At 61.4% G+C, this 14,071-nt stretch carries 9 protein-coding genes; 6 read left to right on the top strand and 3 right to left on the bottom strand.

Going from position 1 to position 14,071, the window contains the following annotated elements:
• Window positions 1–62: 62 nt before the first annotated feature.
• Window positions 63–293, top strand: a complete 231-nt coding sequence (locus TU82_RS16610) for a hypothetical protein (RefSeq protein ID WP_057724384.1) — start codon at window positions 63–65, stop codon at window positions 291–293.
• Window positions 290–580, top strand: a complete 291-nt coding sequence (locus TU82_RS16605) for a cell division protein ZapA (protein ID WP_057724383.1) — start codon at window positions 290–292, stop codon at window positions 578–580. Before TU82_RS16610 ends, TU82_RS16605 begins: the two co-directional genes overlap by 4 nt.
• Here TU82_RS16605 and TU82_RS16600 read toward each other — a convergent pair.
• Both TU82_RS16600 and putA read right to left on the bottom strand, forming a co-directional pair.
• The gene (locus TU82_RS16600) at window positions 577–2,379 is read right to left on the bottom strand and encodes an acyl-CoA dehydrogenase (protein ID WP_057724382.1); all 1,803 of its coding nucleotides are present in this window, start codon (window positions 2,377–2,379) and stop codon (window positions 577–579) included. The genes TU82_RS16605 and TU82_RS16600 overlap by 4 nt on opposite strands.
• Window positions 2,380–2,598: 219 nt before the next feature.
• Window positions 2,599–6,552 (bottom strand): trifunctional transcriptional regulator/proline dehydrogenase/L-glutamate gamma-semialdehyde dehydrogenase, encoded by a 3,954-nt coding sequence (putA, locus tag TU82_RS16595; RefSeq protein WP_057724381.1) that lies wholly within the window; start codon window positions 6,550–6,552, stop codon window positions 2,599–2,601.
• A 459-nt stretch (window positions 6,553–7,011) separates the two neighbouring features.
• On the opposite strand from putA, the gene putP reads away from it, so the two are divergent.
• From putP to TU82_RS16575, 4 genes are all read left to right on the top strand, one after another.
• Window positions 7,012–8,496 carry a sodium/proline symporter PutP gene (putP, locus tag TU82_RS16590; RefSeq protein ID WP_057724380.1) on the top strand — a complete coding sequence of 495 codons (1,485 nt, stop codon included), beginning with the start codon at window positions 7,012–7,014 and terminating at the stop codon, window positions 8,494–8,496.
• A gap of 334 nt (window positions 8,497–8,830) precedes the next feature.
• Window positions 8,831–10,849 (top strand): type VI secretion system Vgr family protein, encoded by a 2,019-nt coding sequence (locus TU82_RS16585; protein ID WP_057724379.1) that lies wholly within the window; start codon window positions 8,831–8,833, stop codon window positions 10,847–10,849.
• On the top strand, window positions 10,849–11,574 hold the full coding sequence (locus TU82_RS16580) for a DUF4123 domain-containing protein (RefSeq protein ID WP_057724378.1): 726 nt from the start codon (window positions 10,849–10,851) through the stop codon (window positions 11,572–11,574). Before TU82_RS16585 ends, TU82_RS16580 begins: the two co-directional genes overlap by 1 nt.
• Window positions 11,575–11,653: 79 nt before the next feature.
• Window positions 11,654–12,490 carry a 23S rRNA (adenine(2030)-N(6))-methyltransferase RlmJ gene (locus TU82_RS16575; RefSeq protein WP_057724377.1) on the top strand — a complete coding sequence of 279 codons (837 nt, stop codon included), beginning with the start codon at window positions 11,654–11,656 and terminating at the stop codon, window positions 12,488–12,490.
• 912 nt (window positions 12,491–13,402) lie between these two features.
• Here the strand turns inward: TU82_RS16575 and msrA are convergent.
• Window positions 13,403–14,050 carry a peptide-methionine (S)-S-oxide reductase MsrA gene (gene msrA, locus TU82_RS16570; RefSeq protein ID WP_057724376.1) on the bottom strand — a complete coding sequence of 216 codons (648 nt, stop codon included), beginning with the start codon at window positions 14,048–14,050 and terminating at the stop codon, window positions 13,403–13,405.
• Between the last annotated feature and the right edge of the window lie 21 nt (window positions 14,051–14,071).

Raw genomic sequence — 14,071 nt, 5'->3', positions numbered from 1 at the left:
CCTGGCATCCGAGGTGAATTTTCTTTATCGTCACCGCCCTTTTAAAAGCTCGAGAAATCAAAATGTTAGAAGCATCCCTCAGCCAACTGGAACAACTGGTCAGCGACCTCGTACAGCAGAATCAGGACCTGCTGGGCAGCAACGAATCCCTCAAGGCCGAACTTGCCCGCGCACGGGACGAAAACGACAGCCTGCAACTGAACCTGATGGAGCAGGAAGAAAAACACGGCGCCACCGCCGCGCGCATCCAGGCACTGGTTGAGCGTGTGAGCGCAGGGCCTGTCAGCGCATGAACGAAGGGATAAAGGTCGTTTCGATTCTCGGAGAGGATTACTCGATCAAGGCGCCGGCCGGGGAAGACCAGACCCTGATGCACGCCGTGACCATGCTCAAGGCCTCCCTGGCCACCACCAAGAAAAAGTACCCGACCCTGATCGGCGACAAATTATTGGTACTGGCCGCGCTGAACCTGTGCGCCGAGCAGATCGAAATGCAGCAGGCTCACCAACAGGAACTCGACCGTTACCAAGAGCAAGTCAGCGCCACGGTCGAAGTGATTTCCAAGGCGATCCAGCCTTAAAACCACGCATCCTGCATCCCCAGGCACGTATCGTCACGTGCCTCCAGAATCGCCAGTTCATGATGGCAGCCTGGTACTTCCCAGGTCAGGAAGTACCGGGCGGCCTGGAGCTTGCCTTTATAGAAGGCCACGTCGGCGGCATTGCCCCCGGCCAGCCCTGCTTCGGCGCGAATCGCCTGTTCCAGCCAGCGCCAGCCAATCACCGTGTGCCCGAACACCTTCAGGTACAGCGCCGAGTTCGCCAGGCTGCTGTTGACCTTGCCTTGGGCAAGATCGGTCAGCAGGCCGAGGGTGACGCTTTGCAGGCGATTGACCAGTTGCTCCAGCGGTTCCCTTAGGGCGGTGAGCGACGGGTATTGCTGTGCCCGGGCGCCTGTCTCGGCGATCAGGCGAATCAATTGCTTGAGACCGGCACCACCGTTCTGCGCCAGTTTGCGCCCGAGCAAATCCAGGGACTGGATGCCATGGGTGCCTTCGTGGATCGGGTTCAGGCGGTTGTCGCGGTAGTACTGTTCCACTGGGTATTCACGGGTATAGCCGTGGCCGCCCAGGATCTGGATCGCCAGTTCGTTGGCCTTGAGGCAGAACTCCGACGGCCAGGATTTGACGATGGGGGTCAGCAGGTCCAGCAGCTCGTGGGCCTGCTTGCGTTCGTCGTCGGTCGGCAGGGTGGTGGTGTCGTCGAACAGGCGAGCGGCGTACAGGCCCAGGTCGAAGGCGCCTTCCACATAGGCTTTTTGTGTCAGCAGCATGCGCTTGATGTCGGCGTGCTGGATGATCGATACCGGCGCGGTGCTCGGGTCTTTACTGTCCGGCAGGCGGCCTTGCGGACGTTCGCGCGCGTACTCCAGCGAGTAGAGGTAGCCCGCGTAACCGAGCATCACCGCGCCCATGCCCACACCGATGCGGGCTTCGTTCATCATCTGGAACATGCAGCTCAGGCCCTGGTGCGGTTTGCCCACCAGGTAGCCGACACAGTTGCCGTTATCGCCGAAGTTAAGTGCGGTGGACGTGGTGCCGCGCCAGCCCATCTTGTGAAACAGTCCGGCCAGCAGCACGTCGTTGCGCTCACCCAGGCTGCCGTCATCGTTGACCAAGAATTTGGGCACGATAAACAGCGAAATGCCCTTCACGCCAGCCGGTGCGTCGGGCAGTTTGGCCAGCACCATATGCACGATGTTTTCCGACAGCGGGTGGTCGCCGCCGGAAATGAAGATCTTGTTGCCCTTCAGGCGATAGGTACCGTCAGCCGCAGGCTCTGCGCGTGTACGAATATCCGACAAAGACGACCCGGCATGCGGTTCGGTGAGCGCCATGGTGCCGAAGAAACGTCCGTCGATCATTGGCTGCAGGAAGCGCTGTTTCTGCTCCTCGGTGCCGAAACTTTCAATCAGGTTGGCGGCGCCCATGGTCAGGAACGGGTAGGACGTGGACGCGGCGTTGGCCGACTGGAAGTGCGCAAAGCAGGCCTGGGACAGCAACGTAGGCAACTGCATGCCACCGGCTTCGAAACTGCGCGCGGCATTGAGGAAACCCGCCTCGAGAAACGCGTCCACGGCCGGCTTTACTTCCGGAATCAGGATCGCCTTGCCGTCTTCGTAGCGCGGTTCGTTTTCGTCGTTCTTGCGGTTGTGGGGCGCGAAGTACTTTTCGGCGATGCTGCGCGCCGTGCCGATGGCGGCATCGAAGGTTTCGCGAGTGTGCTCGGCAAACCGCTCGCGCTGGGTCAGGCCCTCGGCATCGAGGACTTCGTACAGCTCGAAAGCCAGATTGCGGGAACTGAGCAGCGTCTCGGACATGGCGGCTTACCTTTAAGGAATTGCCCTGAGTCTAAGTGCGCGAATAGAGGCTGGATAGCAAGATTGATCTGGGTGATGGAGGGGCAAAACGCAGGCCGCGATTTGCAATGAGGCCAAATGTGGGAGGGGGCTTGCCCCCGATAGCAGTGTGTCAGCCAAACATAAGCTGGCTGATCCACCGCAATCGGGGGCAAGCCCCCTCCCACATTTTTACCGCGTTTAACCGATGGTCATCAGGCTGGCGTTGCCGCCTGCCGCAGCGGTGTTGACGCTCAATGCGCGCTCGATGACCAGGCGCTCCAGCGCAATCGCCGTCTCGCCCTGGGACAAACCATGCACCCCAACAATCGCCCCGCCACGCTGCGCCACTTGCTGGCACACCGCGCGCAGTTGGTCGGAATCACCGTGATGCAGGACCGCGTCGAACACCACATCGTCCTTGGTCCAGTCGGCCACGCGCTTGATCTTCGCCTGAATATCTTTCGGCAGGCGTATGAACAAGGCTTTGGTCAGCTCGGTTTCCGGCCATACCGCCGAACCGCCTACCGCCAATACCGCAGCCAGTTGGGTCAGCAGGTCACCTTCCACTTCCGCCAGGCACAGTACGTGTTCGCGCGGCAGGATCGCATAGCTGTTGCGTTCGCCGGTCGGGCCGGCCAGTTGGCGGGTGATACCGCTTTGCGACTGTGCGGCAAATTGCGTGCACAGGGCGCTCAGTTCGCTGAACGTGTGGCTGTCGGCCCAGGTTTTCAGGGCGGTCAGCGGTTGGCTCATGGCGTCGCGCAGGCGCAGGTCCGGTGCCGTCAATGCGTCGCCACGTACGAAGGATTGCTCGATCGCATCGGTAGGACGGGTCGACAGCAGGCGGTACAGATACAGCGGGCCACCGGCTTTCGGGCCGGTACCCGACAGGCCTTCGCCGCCGAACGGCTGCACACCGACCACGGCACCCACAATGTTGCGGTTGACGTAGACGTTACCGGCATTGACGTTGTCGATCACCTTGGCGATGGTCTCGTCGATGCGGGTGTGCACGCCCAGGGTCAGGCCGTAGCCGGATGCGTTGATCTGGCCGATGAGCTGGTCGATCTCTTTACGCTTGTAGCGCACCACGTGCAGCACCGGGCCGAAGATTTCCCGTTGCAGCTCGTCGAAGCTTTCCAGCTCGATCAGGGTGGGCATCACGAAGGTGCCACGCTTGATCTCGTCGCCATCGGCAATCGCCACCTGATACACATTGCGGCCTTTGTCGCGCATGGCCTGGATGTGTTTCTCGATGCCGGCCTTGGCTTCGGCGTCAATCACCGGGCCGATATCCACCGACAGGCGCTCCGGGTTGCCCAGGCGGCATTCGGCCATGGCGCCCTTGAGCATTTCGATGACGCGGTCTGCCGAATCTTCCTGCAAACACAGGACGCGCAGGGCCGAGCAGCGTTGGCCGGCGCTGTCGAAGGCCGACGACACCACGTCGATGACCACTTGTTCGGTGAGCGCCGACGAGTCGACGATCATCGCGTTCTGGCCACCGGTTTCGGCGATCAGCGGAATCGGACGCCCCTGGGCATCCAGGCGACCGGCCACGCTGCGTTGCAGCAAGCGTGCAACCTCGGTGGAACCGGTAAACATCACGCCTTTGACGCGCTCATCGCCGACCAGTCGCGCACCGACGCTTTCGCCCTGGCCCGGCAGCAATTGCAGCACGCCTTGCGGAATACCGGCTTCGAGCAGGATGCGCACGGCCTGGGCGGCGACCAGCGGGGTTTGTTCGGCAGGCTTGGCCAGTACCGGGTTACCGGCGGCCAGCGCAGCGGCCACTTGACCGCTGAAGATCGCCAGCGGGAAGTTCCACGGGCTGATACACACCACCGGGCCCAGTGGGCGGTGGGCGTCGTTGGTGAAATCATTGCGTGCCTGCACCGCGTAGTAGCGCAGAAAATCCACGGCTTCGCGCACTTCGGCGATGGCATTGGCGAAGGTCTTGCCGGCTTCACGGGCCAGCAGGCCCATCAGTGGCTGGATCTCGCCTTCCATCAGGTCGGCGGCGCGTTCCAGGATCGCGGCGCGTTCGGCAGGCGGGGTGGCCTGCCAGATCGGCGCGGCACTGATGGCGCACTGGATCGCATTGTCGACGTCTTCGACCGTGGCTTCCTGAACATGACCGACCACATCGCGCAGGTCGGACGGGTTCAGCACCGGCGCAGCCGGTTGTTCGCTGGAGGCGCAACCGAGCATCGGCGCGGCTTTCCAGTTGTTGTGAGCGGTGGCCAGCAGGGCGCAGGACAGCGATGCCAGGCGATGCTCGTTGGCCAGGTCGATACCGGACGAGTTGGCGCGGTCGCGGCCATACAGGTCACGCGGCAGCGGGATACGCGGGTGCGGCAGACCGAAGCCGCCTTCCACGGTCGCCATCTGCTCGATGTTCGCCACTGGATCGGCCACCAGCTCCTGAATCGAGATGGTGTGGTCGGCGATGCGGTTGACGAACGAGGTGTTCGCACCGTTTTCCAGCAATCGACGCACCAGGTACGCCAGCAGTGTTTCGTGAGTACCGACCGGTGCGTACACGCGGCACGGACGGTTCAGCTTGCCTTCGGAAACCTTGCCGACAACCTGTTCATACAGCGGTTCACCCATGCCGTGCAGGCATTGGAATTCGTACTGGCCGGGGTAATAGTTCTGACCGGCAATATGATAGATGGCTGCCAGCGTGTGGGCGTTGTGCGTGGCGAACTGCGGGTAGATGGCTTCCGGCACCGACAGCAGTTTGCGTGCACAGGCAATGTAGGAAACGTCGGTGTACACCTTGCGGGTGTACACGGGGTAGCCTTCCAGGCCTTCGACCTGGGCGCGCTTGATTTCGCTGTCCCAGTACGCGCCTTTTACCAGGCGGATCATCAGGCGATGGCGGCTGCGGCGCGCCAGGTCGATCACGTAATCGATCACGTACGGGCAACGCTTCTGGTAGGCCTGGATCACGAAACCGATACCATTCCAGCCGGTCAGTTGCGGTTCGAAGCACAGACGCTCGAGCAGGTCCAGGGACAACTCGAGGCGGTCGGCTTCTTCGGCGTCGATGTTCAGGCCGATGTCGTATTGCTTGGCCAGCAGGGTCAGCGACAACAGGCGCGGGTACAGCTCGTCCATTACCCGCTCGTACTGCGCACGGCTGTAGCGCGGGTGCAGGGCGGAGAGCTTGATGGAGATGCCCGGGCCTTCATAGATCCCACGGCCGTGGGATGCCTTGCCGATGGAATGAATGGCTTGTTCATACGAAGCCAGGTACTTCTGGGCATCGTGTTCGGTGAGGGCGGCTTCACCGAGCATGTCGTAGGAGTAGCGGAAGCCCTTGGCTTCGAACTTGCTCGCATTGGCCAGGGCTTCGGCGATGGTTTCGCCGGTGACGAACTGCTCGCCCATCAGGCGCATGGCCATGTCGACGCCCTTGCGGATCATCGGCTCGCCGCTTTTGCCGATGATGCGGCTCAGGGACGAGGTCAAACCGGCTTCGTTATGGGTGGCGACCAGTTTGCCGGTCAACAGCAGGCCCCAGGTGGCGGCGTTGACGAACAGCGACGGGCTGTTGCCCAGGTGCGGGTGCCAGTTGCCGGTGCTGATCTTGTCGCGGATCAGCGCATCGCGAGTGCCTTTGTCCGGGATGCGCAGCAGCGCTTCGGCCAGGCACATCAGCGCCACGCCTTCCTGGGACGACAGGGAGAATTCCTGCAGCAGACCCTGAACAATACCGGCACGGCCGCCGGCGCTTTTCTGGTTACGCAGTTTCTCGGCAATCGTGGCGGCCAGCTTGTTGGTGGCTTCGGCCATGTCTGCCGGCAGGCGGGCCTGCTCGATCAGCATCGGCACCACTTCCGGCTCAGGGCGACGGTAAGCAGCGGTGATCGAGGCGCGCAATACGGACTGCGGCAGGATGCTCTCGGCGAACTCAAGGAAGCACTGGTGCGCGTGGTCGGCCTGGACCTCGCCCGCCTCGTCGGCTTCCTTGGCACTCAAGCCATTGAGCTCGTTCAGGGTTGCACCACCCTCGAGTTTCTCCAGGTAATTGAAAATTGCCTGTTTGATCAGCCAGTGCGGCGTGCGATCAATGGAGGACGCGGCAGCCTTGAGGCGTTCGCGGGTCGGGTCGTCGAGTTTGACCCCAAGGGTGGTCGTAGCCATTTTCTTATCCTCATGGGTGCCACTACCGAGTGGCATCTGCTGGCGGCAAGATTAGCTTTGCCCATGGCGAGGTGCAACCGGGTGCAACCCTTTTTGTTGATGAAATTTTCGACGCTTGATCGGAAAAATCCGGCCTTCTAATGAATCGGCCTCTTGTCGGTGCATTTGCTTCTGAGATTGGGTGTCCTTGCTCCGAAAAGGAGCAAAAACACAGCGTTTGTGCTGAAATGCGCCCAGGTGCAACTTATTCGCAAGAAACTGGTTGCACCTTATTTACATTGTTGAATAGCATTCGCGCACCAAGGTGCAACCACCTCTACGGTTTGGTTCATCGGCTGGCGGCTTTCCTGGGGAAACGCCAGTCATAAATGCGCGGCATTCAGCCTCGTTTATCGGTTACTACCGGTAGCGGGCCGACAGACCGTCGCTACATAAAAACAAAGCCAGGGCGTCACTCATATGAGCGTTAGTAATCCAACCCTGATCACGTTCGTGATCTATATCGCAGTAATGGTGCTGATCGGCTTGATGGCCTATCGCTCCACCAACAACCTTTCCGATTACATCCTTGGCGGTCGCAGCCTCGGCAGCGTGGTGACCGCATTGTCGGCCGGTGCTTCGGACATGAGCGGCTGGTTGTTGATGGGCTTGCCGGGTGCGATCTACATGTCTGGCTTGTCGGAAAGCTGGATTGCCATCGGCCTGATCGTCGGTGCCTACCTCAACTGGCTGTTCGTGGCCGGTCGCCTGCGGGTGCAGACCGAACACAATGGCGACGCCCTGACGCTGCCGGATTACTTCTCCAGCCGTTTCGAAGATAAAAGCGGGCTGCTGCGGATCATCTCCGCCGTAGTGATCCTGGTGTTCTTCACCATTTACTGCGCCTCCGGCATTGTGGCCGGTGCCCGCCTGTTCGAAAGCACCTTCGGCATGTCCTACGAGACGGCGCTGTGGGCCGGTGCCGCGGCGACCATCGCCTACACCTTTATCGGCGGTTTCCTGGCGGTCAGCTGGACCGACACCGTACAAGCCACGCTGATGATTTTCGCGTTGATCCTGACGCCGATCATCGTGCTGCTGGCCACCGGCGGCGTGGATACCACCTTCCTGGCCATCGAAGCCCAGGATCCGACCAACTTCGACATGCTGAAAAACACCACTTTCATCGGCATCATCTCGCTGATGGGCTGGGGCCTGGGTTACTTCGGCCAGCCGCACATCCTTGCGCGGTTCATGGCGGCTGATTCGGTGAAGTCGATCGCCAAGGCGCGTCGCATCTCCATGACCTGGATGATCCTGTGCCTGGGCGGCACCGTGGCGGTGGGCTTCTTCGGCATCGCTTACTTCTCGGCGCATCCTGAGGTGGCCGGTCCCGTGACCGAAAACCCTGAGCGCGTGTTTATCGAACTGGCCAAGATCCTGTTCAACCCATGGGTTGCCGGTGTCCTGCTGTCGGCCATCCTCGCGGCCGTGATGAGCACCCTGAGCTGCCAGTTGCTGGTGTGCTCCAGCGCCCTGACCGAAGACTTCTACAAGGCGTTCCTACGCAAGGGCGCTTCCCAGCTTGAGCTGGTGTGGGTCGGTCGGATCATGGTGCTGGTGGTGGCCTTGATTGCCATCGCCATGGCCGCCAACCCGGAAAACCGCGTACTGGGCCTGGTCAGCTACGCCTGGGCCGGTTTCGGCGCCGCCTTCGGCCCTGTGGTGCTGATCTCGGTGATCTGGAAAAACATGACCCGCAACGGCGCACTGGCCGGCATCCTGGTTGGCGCGTTGACCGTGATCGTGTGGAAGCACTTCGAGTTGCTGGGCCTGTACGAAATCATCCCAGGCTTCATCTTCGCCAGTCTGGCGATCTACTTCGTCAGCAAGATGGGCGCACCGACGGTGGGTATGGTCGAGCGCTTTGATGCAGCGGAAAAAGACTACAACCTCAACAAGTAACACTGCCGGGCGTTGATCGCCTGGTGATCGAAAGAAGGCCCGCATCCTATGGATGAGGGCCTTTTTTTTGCCTGATCGTTCCCACGCTCCGCGTGGGAATGCATCCGGTGACGCTCCGCGTCACCATTGCGCAAATGCCAGTGTTTCGCTGAAAGCAGGACGCGGAGCGTCCCGGGCGGCATTCCCACGCAGAGCGTGGGAACGATCAGGAGAAGTCAGTTCTGAGGAATCCGGCGCCGTCGATGTAGGACCTTACTTATTTTCCGCAGCAGTGCCCGACTCGGTAAATGGCTGTTGCAGAATCGCTCACTCACCCTTCGCAGAGAAACACCGGATGTTCGCTCCTGCCAATCAAAGTGCCTTTAACCTGACCCTGGAAGGGGAGCCTTGTGATCTCAAGGTTCATGGATTCATGGGCGATGAATTTATCAGCCTGCCCTTTCGCTTTGACCTTGAGTTGGTCAGCCAACAACCCGACCTTGACCTCGACAGCCTTCTGCACCGTCAGGCATTTCTGGGGTTCGACGCCCAGGGTCACGGTATTCATGGCCAGGTTTATCGCGTCGCGCAAGGCGATTCGGGCAAGCGCCTGACCCGTTATCAGATCACCCTGGTGCCGCAGTTGGCGTATCTGGAACACAGCAGCCACCAGCGGATCTTTCAGCACAAAACCGTGCCGCAGATCATTGCGCTGGTGCTGCAGGCTCAGGGTATTCCAGGCAATACCTTCGTGTTTCGCCTGAGCGGTCAGTATCCCGAGCGTGAGTACTGTGTTCAGTTCGACGAAACCGATTTGCAGTTCATCCAGCGCTTGTGCGTCGAGTCGGGCATTCACTATCACTTCCAGCACAGTCCCGAGCGTCATCTGCTGGTGTTTGGCGATGACCAGAGTGTGTTCAGCCGGCCGGACCAGGACACGCCCTACCTGGCCGGCTCCGGGATGGTGGCCGAGGCTCCTGCGATCAAGCGCTTTATCCTGCGCCTCGAAACCCGCTGCGCCGGTGTGAACCTGCGGGCCTACGATTTCAGGAAGCCCAGCCTGGTATTGGAAAGCACGGCGTCCAGCGGGCAACGCCCGTCCCTCGACGAGCACCGCTACCCGGGTTACTTCACGGACCGAGCGCACGGCAAGTACCTGGCGCAGCGTGTGTTGGAGCGTCACCGCAGCGACTTTCGCCAGGCCAGCGGTACCAGCGACCAGCCGGCCCTGGTCACCGGGCAGTTTCTGAAGATGGCCGGCCACCCGCGTCAGGAGTGGAATGATCTGTGGCTGGTCACCCAGCTGCACCATACCGGACAGCAGCCGCAGGTCCTGGAGGAGTCTGCGCCTGAGACCTATGGGGATGACATACCCGCAGGCTACAGCAACGAATTTGTCGTGACGCCTTGGGATGTGCCGTTTCGAACACCTTTGATCGTGCCCCGCCCACACCTGTCGGGCTATCAGAACGCGGTGGTCACCGGGCCTGTCGGCAGCGAGGTGCATTGCGACGAATACGGTCGGGTCAAAGTGCAGATGGCCTGGGATCGCGACGGGGAACACAACGAACATTCCAGTTGTTGGCTGCGCGTAGCGAGCGGCTGGGCCCATGACCGTTATGGGGCGGTGCTGACCCCACGAGTCGGCATGGAAGTGCTGGTGGGTTTCGTTGATGGCGACGTGGACATGCCGCTGGTAATGGGCTGCTTGCCCAACGCGGCGAATCGTTTGCCCCTGGATCTGCCGGCGGATAACACCCGCAGTATCTTTCGCAGCCAGAGCAGCCCCGGTGGCGGTGGCTACAACGAACTGCGCATCGAGGACCGCAAGGGCGCCGAGGAAATCTACCTGCGCGCTCAGCGCGACTGGACCCAGCACGTGTTGCATGACCAGCAGGTGCAGGTGGATAACCAGCGCCGGGTCACGGTGGGCGGCGAGTCCCACCATGAATTGCAGGGCGAAGAGCAGCGCATCACCCATGGCAATCGCCTGACTGAACTCAAACAGGATGACCACCTGGTGATCGGCGGTTCGCAGCACCTGCGTGCCGGTTGCACCCTTCAACTGGGGGCTGGGCAAAGCATTGTCATCGATGCGGGGGCCAGCGTTACGATTCAGGCGGGAGGGCAGTCGATCACGCTGTCGGCGGGCGGCATTTTCAGCAGCGTGCCGATCCAGCCCGGCGGGGCGCCGGCGGCTACCACAGCGCCGTTGACGCCGGGTTTGAAGGAGGCGGTGCAGGCGGTTATCCCGTTCCCCCTGAGCCCTGTGCAAGTGGCCAGCCTGAAACGCAGCGCGCCTTTTTGCGAAGAGTGCGAGCGTTGCCGGGCCGGGCAGTGCGATATCGTCGGGCATGCGTGGAGTGTTTCCTGATGCATAGACCCATGGACCCGCGCACCTGGCTGGCACAGTTCCCCCTGCGTGCCGATGAGCGAATCTATGCCGTACTGGGCAATGTCAGCGACGCCAAGCCGCTCGCCGCCTGGCAAGCCGCGGCGGCGGGACCGCTGCCGCAAGCGATCTGGGCAGGCACGGCCTACGCTCAATGGCAGGAGGTGATGCCTTACGTGGGCATCGTCGAGCCGGACAGTGCGTTTTTCGATTGGGTCGCCGCCGCGCAAGCCACGGATTGGGGGTGGCTGGCGGTATCCTCCAGCGCATTGGAAAGCGTGGTCGCTCACCTGCAAAGCTTGAGCAAGGTAGTGATGCCCGATGACCAGGCGGTATTTTTCCGCTTCTGGGACGGCGCCTGGTTTCAGCCGATGTGGCAGCAATTGGGTGACGAGGCGGGCAAGGTCTTGCCAGTGTTTGGGCGTTACCTGATCAATGGTCAGCCGCTTACCGTGGCGACTGGCCCGGTCACGCCAGCTCAAGTGTGCCCGTGGTGGCGAGTACCTGCATCGTTGCTCAGGCATATGGAGGAGCAGTCGCCGCGTGTGCTGATCGACAACCTGCTGCAATGGCTGCAAGAGCAGCGTCCTGATCTGTATGCCGCCTACACGCCAGCCACCCTGCAGCACAAGCTCGGCTGGTTCACGCGCAGGCCGGGGGCCAGCCCTGCCGCGCTGGTCGATTACCTCGCGTCGCAGTTGAGTTAGACAGGGATGTCAGCCGCCATGCGGCCCTGCACCTTTGCGCCGGTAGAAGGTAAACTTCGCCCCCTGCGCAGGAGCAACCATGAATTATCGTCACGCCTTTCACGCCGGCAACCACGCCGATGTCTTCAAACACCTGACCTTGACCCGCCTCATCGCCCTGATGTCGCGCAAGGAGCAGCCGTTCGCCTACCTGGATACCCACGCCGGCATTGGCCTGTATGACCTGCAGGGTGACCAGGCCAACCGCACCGGTGAATACCTGGAAGGCATCGCCCGCCTGTGGGGCGCAAGCGACCTGCCGCCGCTCACCGCCGATTACATGCGCGTGCTGCACGAGATGAACCCGGACGGCCAATTGCGCTACTACCCGGGCTCGCCGGAGCTGGCACGGCGCCTGACGCGCCCCCAGGACCGGGTGCTGCTCAACGAAAAACACCCGGAAGACGGCGTACTGCTCAAGGACAACATGAAGGGTGATCGCCGGGTCAAGGTGCACCTGGGCGAAGGCTGGCATGTGCCGCGCGCCTTGTTGCCGGTGCCGGAAAAGCGCGCATTGATGCTGATCGACCCGCCGTTCGAAAAACTCGATGAAATGCAGCGCTGCGCTGCGTCCCTCAAGGAAGCCGTCAGCCGCATGCGCCAGACCGTCGCGGCGATCTGGTACCCGGTGAAAGACCCGCGCATGCTGCGCCGCTTTTACCAGGACTTGGCCGGCACCGGCGCACCGAAGTTGCTGCGCGTGGAATTGCTGGTGCATCCGCTGGACACGCCCAACACCCTGACCGGCTCGGGCCTCGCGATTGCCAACCCGCCGTGGGGCTTGGAGGAGGAGTTGCGTGAATTGCTGCCGTGGCTGTCCAAGCAACTTGGCCAGACCCAGGGTGGATGGCAGATGGATTGGCTTATCGCCGAGTAACTGATCTCGATACAGACGCAGAACCAAATGTGGGAGGGGGCTTGCCCCCGATTGCTGGGTATCAGTCATTACACCTGCAACTGACACTCCGCTATCGGGGGCAAGCCCCCTCCCACATTTTTTAGTCTGTGTGCTTTAGACCGGGCAGGTCACGCCGGCGCCGCCGATCCATGGATTGGCTTCTTGCTGAGTAACCGGTTCTGAAGCCAGGCACGGACCCAATGTGGGAGGGGGCTTGCCCCCGATTGCTGGGTATCAGTCATTACACCTGTAACTGACACTCCGCTATCGGGGGCAAGCCTCCTCCCAGATTTTTTAGTCTGTGTGCTTTAGGCCGGGGAGGTCACGCCGGCGCCGCCGATCCATGGATTGGCTTCTTGCTGAGTAACCGGTTCTGAAGCCAGGCACGGACCCAATGTGGGAGGGGGCTTGCCCCCGATTGCTGGGTGTCAGTCATTACGTCTGTAACTGACACTCCGCTATCGGGGGCAAGCCCCCTCCCACATTTTTTAGTCTGTGTGCTTTAGACCGGGCAGGTCACGCCGGCGCCGCCGATCCATGGATTGGCTTCTTGCTGAGTAACCGGTTCTGAAGCCAGGCACGGACCCAATGTGGGAGGGGGCTTGCCCCCGATTGCTGGGTATCAGTCATTACATCTGTAACTGACACTCCGCTATCGAGGGCAAGCCCCCTCCCACATTTTTTAGTCTGTGTGCTTTAGACCGGGGAGGTCACGCCGGCGCCGCCGATCCATGGATTGGCTTCTTGCTGAGTAACCGGTTCTGAAGCCAGGCACGGACCCAATGTGGGAGGGGGCTTGCCCCCGATTGCTGGTATCAGTCATTACATCTGTAACTGACACTCCGCTATCGGGGGCAAGTCCCCTCCCACAGTTTTGATTTATGTTGTTCTTTAGATCGGGCAGGTCACGCCGGTGCCGCCGATCCCGCAATAGCCCTGCGGGTTCTTCGCCAGGTACTGCTGGTGGTACGCCTCGGCGAAGTACACGGTCGGTGCTTCGTCGATTTCGGTGGTGATCTCACCCAGGCCGGCCTTGGTCAGCTCTTGCTGGTACGCCTCGGCACTGGCCTTGGCTGCCGCCAGTTGCTCCGGCGTGGTGGCGTAGATCACCGAGCGGTATTGGCTGCCGATGTCGTTGCCCTGGCGCATGCCCTGGGTCGGGTTGTGCAGTTCCCAGAACATCTTCAGCAGGTCTTCGTATTTCACTCTGGCCTGGTCATACACCACCAGCACCACTTCGCTGTGGCCGGTCAGGCCAGAGCAGACTTCTTCGTAGGTCGGGTTCGGCGTGAAGCCGCCGGCGTAGCCGACCACGGTGCTGACCACCCCGTCGCGCTGCCAGAATTTGCGCTCGGCGCCCCAGAAGCAACCGAGGCCGAAGATCGCGAAACCCACGTCGTCGGTGAAAGGGCCCAGCAACGGGTTGCCGTTGACGAAGTGAGTTTCCGGCAACGCCATCGGAGTTTCACGGCCGGGCAAGGCTTGTTCTTGAGTAGGCAGCACGTTTTTGTTCACCAGAATTTCCGAGCGCAAGACCATGATCAGTCCTCTCGTCAGGTT

Origin of the sequence: Pseudomonas orientalis (genome assembly GCF_001439815.1) — a bacterium.
Lineage (GTDB): Bacteria > Pseudomonadota > Gammaproteobacteria > Pseudomonadales > Pseudomonadaceae > Aquipseudomonas > Aquipseudomonas orientalis.
The sequence above is the reverse complement of the archived record's forward strand: the minus strand, read 5'-3'. Positions and strand labels throughout refer to the sequence as shown.